Origin of the sequence: Micromonospora sp. NPDC092111, assembly GCF_044755745.1 — a bacterium.
In the GTDB taxonomy this organism is placed as follows: Bacteria; Actinomycetota; Actinomycetes; order Mycobacteriales; family Micromonosporaceae; genus Micromonospora.
Genome location: NZ_JBIVRQ010000001.1, coordinates 862,495 through 876,440 on the forward strand (window position 1 = coordinate 862,495; position 13,946 = coordinate 876,440).

The following is a 13,946-nucleotide window of genomic DNA, read 5'->3' on the forward strand; positions in this document are numbered from 1 at the left end:
TCCGGGCCGACTGGACCGCGAGGTGCCGCGTTGCGTCGGGTGTCCGTTGATCCACTCCGGGCCGACTGGACCGCGAGGTGCCGCGTTGCGTCGGGTGTCCGTTGATCCACTTCGGGCCGACTGGACCGCGAGGTGCCGCGTTGCGTCGGGTGTCCGTTGATCCACTTCGGGCCGACTGGACCGCGAGGTGCCGCGTTGCGTCGGGTGCCCGTTGATCCACTTCGTTTCGCCGATCTGGCGGGGTCCTGCCGGCTCCGATACCGCCATCCCGGCGAAACGAAGTGGATCTCAGGTGGCGTGGGGCTTCAGCGCACTCGGGCGAGGGTGACGCCGTCGGCGAGGGGGAGCATCACCGTGTCGACGCGGACGTCGGCCAGCACCTCGTCGTTGAACGCGGCGACCGCCCGGTCGTCGGCGTTCTGCGGGGCGAGCACCCGGCCGCCACGCAGGGTGTTGTCCACGGCGATGACCGCGCCGGGCCGCATCCGGGACACCAGCTCCGCCCAGTACACCGGGTAGCCGGTCTTGTCGGCGTCGATGAAGGCGAAGTCCAGGTGACGCTCCTGGGGCAGCTCCCGCAGCGTGTCACCGGCCGGGCCGATGCGCAGCTCGATCCGGTCGGCCACCTCGGCGCGCCGCCAGTACGACCGGGCGATCCCGGTGAACTCCTCGGAGATGTCGAAGCAGGTGAGCCGGCCGTCCTCGGGCAGGCCCCGGGCGATCGCCAGCGACGACAGCCCGGTGAACGTGCCCACCTCGACGGCCTGCCGCACTCCCAGCAGCCGGACCAGGAAGGTGAGGAAGGCGGCCTGCTCCGGGGCAATCTGCATCTGGGCGTGCCCCGGCAGGACGGCCAGCGTCTCCTCGGCCAGGTCACGCACGATCTCGTCCGGCGGGGAGCCGTGGGCGACCAGATAGGCGTGCAGTTCCGGCGTCAGCGGCAACGACTTGTTACTCATGATCGGACGCTAGCCGAGATGCTCGATCTCCTGGGCGCCCGGCGCGATCTTCGTCCACAATTCGGTGATGCTCAACCCGCGTTCCCGCAGGAGTTGGCGCAGCAGTGGCAGCGACAGACCGACCACCGTCCCCGGGTCGCCCTCGATGCCGGTGAGGAACGCCCCGCCGAGCCCGTCGATCGTGAACGCCCCGGCCACCGCCAACGGCTCGCCCGTCGCCACGTACGCGGCGATCTCCTCGTCGCGAATGTCGGCGAAGTGCACAACGGTCGAGGCCACCGCCTCCGCCCGGGATCCGTGGCTGAGGTCCACCAGGCAGTGCCCGGTGTGCAGCACCCCGCTACGCCCGCGCATCCGCCCCCACCGCCGGGTGGCGTCCGCCGCGTCCGCCGGCTTGCCCAGGATCTCGCCGTCGAACGCGAGCACCGAGTCGCAGCCCAGCACCAGCATCCGCTCGTCCGGAGTGGCGCGCAGCCGGTCGGACACCGCCTGGGCCTTCAAGCGGGCCAGTTCCAGACACAGGTCCTCGGCCCGGTCCGCGATCACCTGGGACTCGTCCACCCCGCTCACCAGCACGTCGGGTTCGATCCCGGCGGCTTGGAGGAGCTTGCGACGGGCAGGACTCTGCGAGGCGAGCACGAGCCGGAGTGGCATGGAATTCGACACGTCGCCGACGCTACCGGCTGATCCGGGGCGGTGGGTCGTCGGCACGTCGACGTCGACGCCACAACAGATATCCACCCCCGGCCGCCACGATCACGCCCAACGTGGCGAGACCCCGGACGGTGGCGTTGCGGTCGCCGTCACCGCCGGCCGGCTGCGCGGCGACACCGGTGGCCCCGGGGCTCGACGGGGCGGTGGCGGTGGCCGACTCGAAACCGATGGGTGGGACGTCGGCGGTGAGCGCGGCTACCAGGTCGATGACGCCATAGCCGTACTCGTCGTCCCGGCCGGGCGGCCCCTTGTCGACTGCGGTGGCCGTGAGCCGGTGGACGACCTCGGAGGCGGGGAGATCGGGGTACTTGGAGCGGATCAGCGCGACCGCACCGGCGACGATCGCGGTAGCGTCGGAGGTGCCGGTACCCTTGCGGTATTTGCCGTTGATGCTGGTGCTGTAAATGTCGACGGCGGGAGCGACTACATCAATCTCTGGGCCCGAAACTGAAATTGATGCATGCGTGCCATCCGGATCAATTCCACCGACTGCTAGTACTCGCGGCTCGCTAGCTGGGTATCCAACAACTGATTCGCTTGGCTTGTTTCCTGCGCCGGCCACGACGACGATGTTTGCGTTGAGTGCCGCCCTTACAGCCTGCTGGAGTCGGACGCTCGCCCCTGCGATTGAGGAGACGCTGATGACGTCAGCGTGGTGTGCGGTCGCATATTCGATGCCGGCAGCCAGGTCATCAGTAGCGCCATCCTTGTGGGGTGGTGAATCAAAGATTGGCAGAATTTTGGCTTGTGGTGCGACCCCGAGAGCGCCTGAATTCCCTATCTGGCCGTGGGCGGCAATTAATCCCGCCATGCCAGTGCCATGCCCGTCGCTGTCTTGCCGGCCATCGCCGCTTCCGCCAGGGATGATGTCTGTTCCGGGTAGTAGATTGAGTCGCAGGTCAGGGTGTGGGTCTACTCCACTGTCTGGCACTGCGACCGTGATGCCTTCTCCTTGGCTGATGCGATGAGCCGCCAAAATGTTGAGATATCTCAGGTGCCATTGCTCATCACGACGTTGGTCAGCGATAGCCGGATTTTGCGAAGTGAGAAGTAATGCTGAGGTGGTTGTGATAGTAAGCGCGACTTTGGTCAATTGCTGCATCATCTGCCGAGGCCGATTGCCGGACCTGGGTCGATGGGGCCTTCCTCGTCTGGTGGAAGGACAATCGGCTTCACGCCTTCGTCGGTCTCCCATGGATGATCTGCATCCCATTGACGCGAGCTTGTTTCGCTGGTATCGCGGCGATACGTTTGGCCGCCAAGACCATTTTGGCCCAGGCCTCCTCCCATCCCTGGTGCGCCTCCAATCGGTGATGAGCCATGCATGCCGCCAGATTGGGAGCCACGTCCAATGCCGGGGCGCGTGCCGGCTGCACCGGTTGGGGCGGTGCCCGCAGACCCGCCGCCGATTACGCCTCCGATTGGATTGACTCGTCGTGGTGAAGCACCTCCATTTTGCTGCCCTAGTCCCATTCCCGGCCCGCCGCCAATAATTCCACCGGGAGGAAGTGGGCGGGGTGGAGTAGCATGCGGGCTCCCGGTCCCACCTACGGTGGAAGGTCTGTCAAACGTGCGAGGAGAGCCCGGGACGGGCCGCACCTGCGACTGGCCGAGCGGAGGCAAGTTTGGCGGAAAGCTTACGCCACCAGATGGTGAGGATGGTGGACCAAAGCCTGTCGGGGTGGGGGTAACCGGAGTAGGGCTAGTTACGGCGCTGACGCCACCCAGAATTGGGCCGGTGTTGGGCGCAGATGGGGACGGAGTGGGCTGGACGATTGGGGCTGGGCGTTTAGTTGTCGGCTCATCCGCCGAAACTGCAATAGGTATTGGCACGACCGGCGGTATAAGGGGTGAAGCCTCACCTCCGACACTAGGCGGTTGTACTGGGTCATCGACTTTAGGTGCCGGTCGAGGAGGTGGTTTTTGGAGCATGACTTGGGCTTGTTGGAGTTCCCCGCTGAGCCCGAACATGATCCCGCGCGCCCGTACGTTGAGTTGTTCCAGGTCCGCGTCGGTCACCGGCGGGTCCACCACCCGGCTGCCGGCCGCTGCCTTGGGGTCGGCGAGCGTCGCCTCGTAACCCCGCTTCTGCTGGAGCTTGGCGGAGTACTCGTCGTGTAGCCGCTTCAGCTCGGGTCGGGTGCTGTCGAGGGCGCGGGCGGCGGCGGCGAGGGCGTCGTGGTTGGCGGCGGCCGTGTCGTGGGTGCGTTGCACCTTGCCGATCAGCTCGTCCAGCTCGCCGAGGTACGCCCGGGCGGCGGTGTTGGTCGCCGGCGGCCATGCCTCGGCGAGACCGTTGCGGTATTCCTGGAGCCGCCGCAGGTGGGTCTGGGCGAGGTCGCAGACCTTCCGCCAGCCGGCGACGTGCTTCCAGTGCCCCTTCGTCTCCTGGTCCTGAAGGCAGGCCCACATGCTGAGTACGTCCATCAGTTGCCAGTCGGTGAGGCCGGACGTGCGGCCACCGCCCCGTTCGATCACGGCAGCACCACCGGCCCCGGGTTCTCCGGACTGTTGGGATCGGGCCGTGCCCACGACGAGCGGCCCGGCACTGTGGACGGGCCGGCCTGCGGATTGGTGAGCGCCCGCTCGACGTCGGCCAGCCGGGCGTTGGCGAAGGCGTCGGTGCCCCGGTAGTCGGCGGCGACCCGGCCGGCGGCGGCGGCGAGCTGGCTGGTGGCCCCGGCCAGGCCGTGCACCATGTCGGAGGTGGCCTGTTGGATCTCCCAGTGGGCCTGGAGGAACTGCACCAGTTCGACGAACGCGTCACAGGGATTGGGCACGGCGGTCGTCATGTCGTCGGCGATGTACGGCAGGTGCGGCGCGTAGTTCCGTTCGACCTCGGCCTGGAGCCGGTCGGCGAACTCCCGCAACTGTCGGATGTCGGCCTCGATGCCGCCGTAGTCGCGCAGCCAGGTAGCTGGGCGGCCCTCCTCAGGGATCACTGGCCCCTCCCTACCGTCACCAAACCGTCTCCCTGAGTGAGGTTAATGGCTCCGCGCCGATCCCGGCAGCCCCCGACCGCTCCACCGGTGGCCCCGCGCCCGGGATCCATTGGATCGTCCACACGCCCTCGGCGTCGCCCGCTGGGCGGAACACGCCGGGCGGGCGATGCCGGGCGGAACGCGCGGGGCCGTCCGGCGATCTGACCGGGGCGGGCTCGGCACGTCGTACCCCGGCGGGGTCAGCGGGGTAGGCCGGAGGCGCGCCATGCGCCGGGGCCGGCCACCGGGGCCGCGCCGGCCGGCCGGGTGCTGCGTGTCCACGCGGATGTCGTCAGTGGTGTGGGCGCGGCGGCCGGCCGGGACCGGACGACGATCGCGCCGACCAGCGCGGCCAGCTCATCGGCGGTGGGAGCACCTCGGACGACCCGGAACAGCGGCTCTTCGGCTGACATGCCGTCAGCGTACGCGTCGAGAACTTGACCCACGTCGCACAGTGGCGTGCCGGCGGTGTGAGCATTGTCGGGGCCGGGTACGGTCTCACCGATGTCTGACGCGCCTTCCCAACTCGTCGCTGACCGCTACCGGCTCATCTCGCCGCTCGGTCAGGGCGGCATGGGTCGGGTCTGGAAGGCGCGCGACGAGGTCCTGCACCGGGACGTGGCCATCAAGGAACTCGTCCCGCCGCCCAGCCTCACCGACGACGAGCGCCGCGAGATGCGGGAGCGGTCGCTGCGTGAGGCCCGGGCCATCGCCCGGCTCAACCACGCCAACGTGGTCCGCATCTTCGACGTGCTCCGCACCGACGGCGACCCGTGGATCGTCATGGAGTACGTGGCGTCGAGGTCGTTGCAGGACACTCTCGCCGAGGACGGGCCGGTGCCGCCGGCCCGGGCGGTGGAGATCGGCCTCGGCGTGCTGGGCGCGTTGAAGGCCGCGCACAAGGCCGGCGTGATGCACCGTGACATCAAGCCGGGCAACGTGCTGCTCGGCGACGACGGCCGGGTGGTGCTGACCGATTTCGGACTGGCCACCATTCCCGGCGACCCGAACGTGACCCGGACGGGCATGGTGCTCGGCTCGCCCGCGTACATCGCGCCGGAGCGGGCCAGGGACGGCACCGCCGGTCCGGAGGCGGACCTCTGGTCGCTGGGGGCGACGCTCTACGCGGCGGTGGAGGGCAAGTCCCCGTACGCCCGGCCGTCGGCGATCGGCACCCTGGCCGCGCTGGCCACCGAGCCGTTGCCGCCGCCGCGGAACGCCGGCCCGCTGAAGCCGGTCCTCCAGGGCCTGCTGCGGAAGGACCCGTCCGAGCGGATCACCGCCGAGGCGGCGGAGCGCCTGCTGCGCAAGGCCGGCGGCAAGCGCGCCAAGGGGATCTCGCTGCTCGACGGGGTACGCCGGCCGGGGCCGAACGGCCCCCGCGAGCCACGCTCCCCGCTGGTGCCGGCACCGCGCCCGGCCGAGGAGCAGGCCGGTCCGTCGCGTACCGACGCCGCCGGGGCCGCCGCCCCGGAGACGGCGTACGACAGCGCCGAGGCGAGGCAGGCCGCGACCGGGACCGCCGCCACGGCGGCCGGGACCGGAACCGCCGCCGGGACGGTGGTGTCCCAGGACGCCACCGCGAAGGTGCCGGTCGAGGCGGACGCCGGGCCGACCACGAAGGTCACCCCGCCGGTCGACACCGACGCCGCGCCGACCAGCAAGGTCGACCCGGCCGCCGACGCCGGGCCCACCCGCCGGGTGGACCCGCCGGAGCCGCCGGCCACCCCCACCGCCGTGATGTCCGCGCCGGTCGGCCCGCCCGCCGGCCGGGCACCCGTCCCCGGGTACGACGGGACGAAGCCCGACCACAAGCGGCGGAACCTGCTGATCGGCGCCCTGGTGGTGGTGCTGCTGGTCGGGCTGGCCCTGCTCGTCCCGCTGCTGGGCAGCTCCGACGACCCGGAGGGCGGCGACACCCCGCAGGCCGGGTCGACGAGCGGTGCCGCGACCTCCGCCGCGCCGACGTCGGCCGCGCCCGCGCCGACCAGCGCCGCGCCCAGCCCGACCCCGTCGGCCACCCCGTCCACCGACCCGAACGCGCTGCCGGCGGGCTGGGAGATGTACCAGGGGCCGACGTTCAGCGTGCCGGTCCCGAAGGGCTGGCGACGCAGCGTCAGCTCCGACTCGGTGACCATTCGGGAGCCGGGCGGGGTGCGTGAGCTGTTCATCCAGTGGACATCCACGCCGCTCAAGGACGCGGTGGCCGACTGGAAGCGCAAAGAACCGGCCCGGAAGAACTACGTCAACAACTACAGGTACCTCGACATCAAGGCATGCGGCGGCTACCGCACCTGTGCGGACTGGGACTGGTTGGAGAGCCGGGACAACACCCGGATCCACGTGCGTAACCGGGGCTTCGTCACCGCCACGAACCGGGGCTACGCCATCCGGTGGGAGGTGGCGGAGAAGGACTGGAACGCCAACCTCGACAACTTCGCCCTGATCACCTCGCGCTTCAAGCCGGACCGGCAGAACTGACCGGGGATTCCTGCCCGGCCGAAACCGTTTCGCATGAGCTTCCGTCGTACGGGGTATCTGTCCTTCGACGACGGAAGGAGGTACGACATGGGTTACCGACGCAGGGACGCCCGGCCCCGGCTGGCGCTGTGGATGCTCGTCGCCCTCGGCGACGTCGTCCTGCTGGTGCTGAGCGCCGGCCCGGCCGCGCTGGTGGCGCTGGTCGCCGTCGTGACGGTCGCCGTCGCGGGGGTCATGGCGGTTCGACGTACAGGGCGGCCGGGTAGGCTCCCCGCCCATGGTGTCGATCGACGGGCTGGGTGACCTCTGGGACCGGCTCCTCAGCGCCCAGCCCGACCCGCCGCCGCTGCTGGTACTGCTCACCGCAGCCGTCGCGCTGCTGGTCGTGGCCACCCGCGCCCCGTGGCGGGTCGCCCGCAACGCGGTGACCATCGCCCATGAGGGCGGCCACGCGCTGGCCGCGTTGCTGACCGGGCGGCGGCTGCACGGTATCCGGCTGCACTCGGACACCTCCGGCCTCACTCTCAGCGCCGGCCGGCCCACCGGCCCCGGCATGATCCTCACCCTGCTCACCGGCTACGTCGCGCCCTCGCTGGTCGGTCTCGGCGGTGCCGGGCTGCTCGGCGGCAACCGGATCACCCTGCTGCTCTGGGTGGCGGTGGCGCTGCTGCTCGCCATGCTGGTGCTGGTCCGCAACGTCTTCGGTGTGCTCTCGCTGCTGGTCACCGGCGGCGTGGTGCTCGTCGTCTCCTGGTACGCCACCCCGCAGGTGCAGGCCGCCTTCGCCTGGACGTCGGTCTGGTTCCTGCTGCTCGGCGGCGTCCGGCCGGTCTTCGAGCTGCAACGGCTGCGCCGGCGGGGCCGGCTGCCCGAGTCCGACGCCGACCAGTTGGCCCGGCTGACGCCCTTCCCCGCGTTCTTCTGGGTGGTGGTCTTCGGGCTGGTCAACCTCGTCGCCCTCGCCGTCGGCGCGACCCTGCTCGCCGGCCCGCTGCTGGCCGGGGCCGGCATCCCGCACTGAGCCGCCGGCCCCCGCTGTGGCATACCGGCGTCCAGACCTGCTGTGGGCAGGCGTACGCCACCGGGGCTCACCCGCGCACCCCGACCTCCCGGTGGTCGAAGCGACCGTCGGTCGAGCCGACCTGTGGTCGAGCCGACCAGAATGGTCGGCCGACCAAGCAACCCACCGTGGCTCGGCGCGCGTGTCACCTGCGACCGCCACGGGGGAGGTACCAGGGTGCCGGACGTCGACGGGTTCGACGAGTTCTACCGGGGCAGCCGACAACGGCTGCTCGGCTTCGTCTACGCGCTGACCGGCAACCTGGCCGAGGCCCAGGACGCCGTGCAGGAGGCGTACATCCGGGCCTGGCAGCGTTGGTCGGCGGTGAGCGGGTACGACGATCCGGAAGCCTGGGTGCGGGTGGTGGCCTCCCGGATCGCGGTCAGCCGCTGGCGCAGCCTGCGCAGCCGGGCCCGTGCCTACCTGCGGCACGGGGCGACCGACAGCGTGCCCGGCCCCGGCACCGACACCATCGAGGTGGTCGCCGCGCTGCGCCAGCTCCCCGAGGAACAGCGCACCGCGCTCGCGCTCTACTACCTGCTCGGCATGCCCGTCGCCGAGGTGGCCCGGGAGACCGAGGCCCCCGTCGGCACGGTCAAGGCCCGGCTCTCCCGGGGGCGCGTCGCGCTCGCCGGCCTGCTCGCCGTCTCTGACCTGGAGGATGCGTGATGGGTGAGGACCTGAGCTTCGTCGACCGGCTGCACCGGGACCTGCGCGAGGTCCGCTGGCCCGAGCCGGCCGAGATTCGCGCCCGGGCCCGCCGTCGCAGCCGGCGTACCGCCGTGTTGGCGACCGCCGCGACGCTCGCCCTGGTGTCCGGCTCCGCCGCGGCGGTCGCCGGCCGGCCCACCGCGCCGCTGCCCGTGGTGCCCGTGGCCCCGGTCGCGGCGCTGACCCGGGCGGAGATCCCGGTGGGCGCGCTGCTCGCGCCGGCGGACGTGCCCACGAGCACGGGGGTACGGCTCGGCGAGACGGGACTGGCCGAGACCGTCCGGGTCGACCCGCTGCTCGAGTCGTGCGGGCGTGAGCGCGGGGTCTCCGCGCGCCTGCCGGTGTCCCGCTCCTCCCGGTCGCAGACCCTGCTGCACCCGGCGGCCGGAAACCGGGCACCGGCCGTCCCGGCGCTGAGTCAGGACGTCTACCGCCTCGAACCGCCCGGGGGCCGGTGGCTCTTCGGTGAGATCGACCGGCTGCTCAACGCCTGCGCGGAGTGGCGCCTCAGCCGGTCCACCCTGACCGGCCAGGAGGTCCAGGCGGACGAGGTGCACCGCTGGGAACTGCCGGTGCGGGACTTCGCCGGCGACCAGTCGATGCTGCTGCGGCACGTGTCGCAGCAGCCCGGGAAACGACCCGACGAGCGCCGGACCGGTGCGGTGCCGCAGATCGAGACCACCCTGGTGGTCCGGGTCGGTGACCTGGTCACCGTGGTCGAGCCCGCCCCGGACACCGTCGCCGACCAGATCGACGGCGGCCCGGGGATGAGCTTCGCCGACCTGACGGCGCTGGGTCGGACCGCCGCGAAGCGGATGTGTCCGACGGCCAACCCGCCCTGCTGACCGGGCGGCCATCCGGGTCGGCACACCGGACGGTGCGCCGGCCCGACCGGGCGGGCGCGCTACAGCGGGATGTTGCCGTGCTTCTTCGGCGGCAGGGTCTCCCGCTTGGTACGTAGCACCCGCAGCGCCCGGACGAGCTGGGTCCGGGTCTCGTGTGGCGGGATCACCGAGTCGACGTACCCGCGTTCGGCGGCGACGTACGGGTTGGCCAGGGTGTCCTCGTACTCGGCGATCTTCTCGGCCCGGACGGCGGCCGGGTCCTCGGCGTTCGCCAGCTCCTGCCGGTAGAGGATGTTCACCGCGCCCTGCGCGCCCATCACCGCGATCTGCGCGGTCGGCCAGGCGAAGTTCAGGTCCGCGCCGAGGTGCTTGGAGCCCATCACGTCGTACGCGCCGCCGTACGCCTTGCGGGTGATCACGGTGACCTTCGGGACGGTGGCCTCGGCGTACGCGTAGATGAGCTTCGCGCCGCGCCGGATGATGCCGTCCCACTCCTGGCCGGTGCCGGGCAGGAAGCCGGGGACGTCCACGAAGGTCAGCAGCGGGATGTTGAACGCGTCGCAGGTCCGCACGAAGCGGGCCGCCTTCTCCGACGCGGCGATGTCCAGGGTGCCGGCGAAGTGCATCGGCTGGTTGGCGACCACGCCCACCGGGCGGCCCTCGATCCGGCCGTAGCCGACCACCAGGTTCTGCGCGTAGAGCGGCTGGACCTCCAGGAACTCGCCGTCGTCGAGGACGTGCTCGATCACCCGGTGCATGTCGTACGGCTGGTTGGCCGAGTCGGGGATCAGGGTGTCCAGCTCCCGGTCGGAGTCGGAGACGGCGAGGTCGGCCGGGGCGTCGAGGACCACCGGCTCGTCGAGGTTGTTCGACGGCAGGTACGACAGCAGCGCCTTGACGTAGTCGATCGCGTCGTCCTCGTCGGCGGCCAGGTAGTGCGCGTTGCCGCTGCGCGTGTTGTGGGTGCGTGCGCCGCCCAGCTCCTCCATCGCCACGTCCTCGCCGGTGACCGTCTTGATGACGTCCGGGCCGGTGATGAACATGTGCGAGGTCTGGTCGACCATCACGGTGAAGTCGGTGACCGCCGGGGAGTAGACCGCGCCGCCCGCGCACGGGCCCATGATCAGGGAGATCTGCGGGATGACCCCGCTGGCCCGGACGTTGCGGAAGAAGATCTCGCCGTAGAGGCCGAGCGAGGTGACGCCCTCCTGGATCCGGGCGCCGCCGGAGTCGTTGATGCCGACCACCGGGCAGCCGATCTTCATGGCCAGGTCCATCAGCTTGACGATCTTCTCGCCGAAGACCTCACCGAGGGAGCCGCCGAAGACCGTGAAGTCCTGGGCGAAGACGCAGACCTGCCGGCCGTCGACGGTGCCGTAGCCGGTGATCACCCCGTCGCCGTAGGGGCGGGTCCGGTCCAGGCCGAAGTTGGTGGACCGGTGCCGGGCCAGCCCGTCCAGCTCGACGAAGGAGTCGTCGTCGAGCAGCAGCTCGATCCGCTCCCGGGCGGTCTTCTTGCCCCTCGCGTGCTGCTTCTCCACGGCGCGCGCCGAACCGGCGTGCACCGCCTCGTCGACCCGTCGCTCCAGGTCCGCCAGCTTGCCCGCAGTGCTGTGGATGTTGATCCCGGTCTCGGTAGTCACCCAGGGAATATAACGATGGTTCAGCTCCGTGCCGCTGTGCAGTACACCTCAGTACGCTCCGTCGTCCCGGCCACCGACCTGCCGGTGCTGGCCCGGACCGTAGGCTGGCGGGATGCCGGGCTCGCCGTACACCGATCTGGACCGTCCGCCGCTGTCGGCGGCGCGGTTGTCCCGCGCGTTGACCGCGCCGCTGGGCCCGTGGCGCCGGCTGGACCTGCGGGTCGAGACCGGCTCGACCAACGCGGACGCGGTCGCCGCCGCCCAGGCCGGCGAGCCGGAGGGGCTGGTGGTCGTCGCCGAGCGGCAGACCGTCGGCCGGGGCCGGCGGGGCCGGGTCTGGCAGTCGCCGCCCCGGGCCGGCATCGCGGCCAGCGTCCTGCTGCGGCCCGGTGAGGCCGTCGCCGAGCGCGACTGGCCGCCGGCCCCACCGACCAGGTACGGCTGGCTGCCGCTGCTCGCCGGTGTCGCGCTGGTCGAGGCGGTCACCGGGCTGGCGGAGCTGGACGCCGGCCTGAAGTGGCCGAACGACCTGCTGGTCGGCGACGCCAAGTGCGCCGGCATCCTGGCCGAGGCGGTGCCCGCCGCCGCCCCGGGGCAGCCGCCCGCGGTCGTGCTCGGCATCGGGCTCAACGTGACGCTCCGCGCCGACGAACTGCCGGCGAACCCGACCGGCCTGCCGGCCACCTCGCTGCAACTGGCCGGTGCGGCGGCCACCGACCGGGATCCGCTGCTGCGGGCCCTGCTCCGCGCCCTCGCCGACTGGTACGACCGGTGGCGTCTCGCGGGTGGCGACGCCGACGTGTCCGGCCTGCGCGAGGCGTACCTGGCCTCGTGCGCCACGGTGGGCCGGCAGGTTCGGGTGCTGCTGCCGGGGGGTGCCGAGCTGACCGGCCTGGCGACCGGCGTGGACGCCGACGGCCACCTGGTGGTGGACACCGCCACCGGACCGCAGCACCTGCCGGCCGGCGACATCCTCCACCTCCGTTGACCTGCTCCCGCCCGGGAGCGGGCAGGGTCGGTTCGTGCGTGGGGTGCACGGCCGGCCGCGCGGCTGATTCGGTGGGTCGCGCCGACCGGTTACGGTCAGCGCGTCCGATTGTCGGCTAGGAGGTTCCCGTGGCGTTCCCCGAAGACGTGCTCACCGAGGACGAGCACGTCGTCCTGCACCTGCACCCGCACTGGAAGGCGCTGCTGCGGCCGATCCTGGTGCTGGTCCTCGGCGTCGCGGCGGTGGTGGCGGGCTGGCTCCTGCTGCCCGACGGCGACGGCGGCACGATCGCGCTGTACGTCATCGCCGCACTCGTCCTGGTCCTGGCGTTCTGGCTGGGGCTGTGGCCGTTCCTGATCTGGCGCACCACCCACTACCTGTTCACCAACGAGCGGGTGCTGCTCCAGGAGGGTGTCTTCTCCCGGCACCGTCGGGACCTCCCGCTGGCCCGGATCAACGACCACTCGATGAGCCAGCGCTTCATCGAGCGGCTGCTCGGCTGCGGCACGCTCACCATCGAGTCGGCCGGTGAACGTGGCCAGTCGGTGCTCGCCGACGTCCCCCGGGTCGACAAGGTGCAGACCACCCTCTACGAGTTGGTCGAGGCGCAGCACGACAAGCACAGCCTGGGCGACGGTGAGATGCGCGAGATCCTGGCCGACATGCGTGACGGCAAGCCTCTCCGCGACCCCACCACCTGACCCCGTCAGCATCGACCCCGCCGCCCGCGACCACCGGCCCGCGCACCGGCCGGTGGCCGTGGGCGGCGGGCGTCGGGGCGGGTCAGGGGCGCGGGCCCCGGTGGGTGCCGGCGTGCAGTTCGGCGGCCAGATCCGTGTCCAGGTCCCCGGTGACCGCCCGGCCCAGCCCGGTGGTGCCCAGGGCGGCGCTGCGGCCCTGCGGCTGCTTGAAGACCGGCTCGGCGGCCGGGGTCGCGGCCGGGCGCTGCTCCGGCTGGGCCTGGGCCTCCTCCAGCTCGCTGACCGACTCGGCCAGCTCGGCCACCGGGTCCAGCTCGGCCATGGTGTCCCACTCGTCCCGGTTGATCGAGTGCCAGGACTCCTCGGCGTGCTGCGGGACCGGCTGGAAGACGAACGTCCGGTAGGACCAGAACCGGAACAGGGTGGCCAGCAGGACGCCGCCGGTCTTCGCCACGTTGAGGGCGAGCAGGCTGTTGACGCCCAGGCCGTACTTGGCGGCGGCCAGGACGCCCAGCTCGATCACCAGGCCGGCGCCGTTGAACAGGAAGAACAGGGCGTATTCGCGCCTGAGTGCCGATTTCGGTCGATCCCGGTACGTCCAGTGTCGATTCATCAGATACGACGTGATCGTTGCCACGATGGTGGCGATGACCGTCGCCTTGAGCTGACCGTCGACAAATACCGTGAGTGCCAGAAGGTTGAACACCGCGTAATTGATGACGGTGTTGAGGCCCCCGACGATGCCGAATTTGAGCGCCTCGCGGATGAACTTCTGCCAGCGCTCGGGCAGCAGACGGACAAGACGCATGCGCAACACCTTAGGGCAGAGGACGGGGCCGGCAGGGTCCGGCTGGACGGGTGGG

At 71.3% G+C, this 13,946-nt stretch carries 14 protein-coding genes; 7 read left to right on the plus strand and 7 right to left on the minus strand.

The genetic code is table 11. The features are described from left to right. Positions 1–305: 305 nt before the first annotated feature. The 5 genes from ACIQG9_RS03560 to ACIQG9_RS03580 form a co-directional block, all read right to left on the minus strand. Positions 306–959 (minus strand): O-methyltransferase, encoded by a 654-nt coding sequence (locus ACIQG9_RS03560; RefSeq protein WP_400398058.1) that lies wholly within the window; start codon positions 957–959, stop codon positions 306–308. 9 nt (positions 960–968) lie between these two features. Continuing rightward, a complete protein-coding gene (locus tag ACIQG9_RS03565) occupies positions 969–1,625 on the minus strand; it encodes a Maf family protein (protein ID WP_400398059.1) in 657 nt (218 codons plus the stop codon). A 10-nt stretch (positions 1,626–1,635) separates the two neighbouring features. Beyond that, entirely contained in the window at positions 1,636–2,775 is a 1,140-nt protein-coding gene (gene mycP / locus ACIQG9_RS03570) for a type VII secretion-associated serine protease mycosin (RefSeq protein WP_400398781.1), read from the minus strand. 1,372 nt (positions 2,776–4,147) lie between these two features. Next, positions 4,148–4,615 carry a hypothetical protein gene (locus tag ACIQG9_RS03575; RefSeq protein ID WP_400398061.1) on the minus strand — a complete coding sequence of 156 codons (468 nt, stop codon included), beginning with the start codon at positions 4,613–4,615 and terminating at the stop codon, positions 4,148–4,150. A 239-nt stretch (positions 4,616–4,854) separates the two neighbouring features. Next, positions 4,855–5,067, minus strand: a complete 213-nt coding sequence (locus tag ACIQG9_RS03580) for an acyl-CoA carboxylase subunit epsilon (protein WP_400398063.1) — start codon at positions 5,065–5,067, stop codon at positions 4,855–4,857. A 91-nt stretch (positions 5,068–5,158) separates the two neighbouring features. On the opposite strand from ACIQG9_RS03580, the gene ACIQG9_RS03585 reads away from it, so the two are divergent. From ACIQG9_RS03585 to ACIQG9_RS03605, 5 genes are all read left to right on the plus strand, one after another. Next, positions 5,159–7,135 carry a protein kinase gene (locus tag ACIQG9_RS03585; RefSeq protein WP_400398065.1) on the plus strand — a complete coding sequence of 659 codons (1,977 nt, stop codon included), beginning with the start codon at positions 5,159–5,161 and terminating at the stop codon, positions 7,133–7,135. 87 nt (positions 7,136–7,222) lie between these two features. Then, a complete protein-coding gene (locus ACIQG9_RS03590) occupies positions 7,223–7,438 on the plus strand; it encodes a hypothetical protein (RefSeq protein WP_400398067.1) in 216 nt (71 codons plus the stop codon). Then, positions 7,413–8,156: a M50 family metallopeptidase gene (locus tag ACIQG9_RS03595; RefSeq protein WP_400398069.1), complete on the plus strand. Its 744-nt coding sequence runs from the start codon at positions 7,413–7,415 to the stop codon at positions 8,154–8,156. The genes ACIQG9_RS03590 and ACIQG9_RS03595 overlap by 26 nt, the downstream gene beginning before the upstream one ends. Positions 8,157–8,372: 216 nt before the next feature. Further along, positions 8,373–8,864 carry an RNA polymerase sigma factor gene (locus ACIQG9_RS03600; protein ID WP_400398071.1) on the plus strand — a complete coding sequence of 164 codons (492 nt, stop codon included), beginning with the start codon at positions 8,373–8,375 and terminating at the stop codon, positions 8,862–8,864. Further along, positions 8,864–9,751 carry a hypothetical protein gene (locus ACIQG9_RS03605; protein WP_400398073.1) on the plus strand — a complete coding sequence of 296 codons (888 nt, stop codon included), beginning with the start codon at positions 8,864–8,866 and terminating at the stop codon, positions 9,749–9,751. Before ACIQG9_RS03600 ends, ACIQG9_RS03605 begins: the two co-directional genes overlap by 1 nt. 59 nt (positions 9,752–9,810) lie before the next feature. Here the strand turns inward: ACIQG9_RS03605 and ACIQG9_RS03610 are convergent, their stop codons facing one another. Then, positions 9,811–11,394: an acyl-CoA carboxylase subunit beta gene (locus ACIQG9_RS03610; protein ID WP_400398075.1), complete on the minus strand. Its 1,584-nt coding sequence runs from the start codon at positions 11,392–11,394 to the stop codon at positions 9,811–9,813. Between the two features lie 112 nt (positions 11,395–11,506). Here ACIQG9_RS03610 and ACIQG9_RS03615 point away from each other — a divergent pair, with 112 nt between their 5' ends. Both ACIQG9_RS03615 and ACIQG9_RS03620 read left to right on the plus strand, forming a co-directional pair. Beyond that, positions 11,507–12,382 carry a biotin--[acetyl-CoA-carboxylase] ligase gene (locus ACIQG9_RS03615; protein WP_400398077.1) on the plus strand — a complete coding sequence of 292 codons (876 nt, stop codon included), beginning with the start codon at positions 11,507–11,509 and terminating at the stop codon, positions 12,380–12,382. A gap of 128 nt (positions 12,383–12,510) precedes the next feature. Further along, the gene (locus ACIQG9_RS03620) at positions 12,511–13,083 is read left to right on the plus strand and encodes a PH domain-containing protein (protein WP_400398078.1); all 573 of its coding nucleotides are present in this window, start codon (positions 12,511–12,513) and stop codon (positions 13,081–13,083) included. A gap of 82 nt (positions 13,084–13,165) precedes the next feature. Here ACIQG9_RS03620 and ACIQG9_RS03625 read toward each other — a convergent pair whose 3' ends face one another. Continuing rightward, entirely contained in the window at positions 13,166–13,891 is a 726-nt protein-coding gene (locus tag ACIQG9_RS03625; protein ID WP_400398080.1) for a GtrA family protein, read from the minus strand. Positions 13,892–13,946 lie beyond the last annotated feature (55 nt).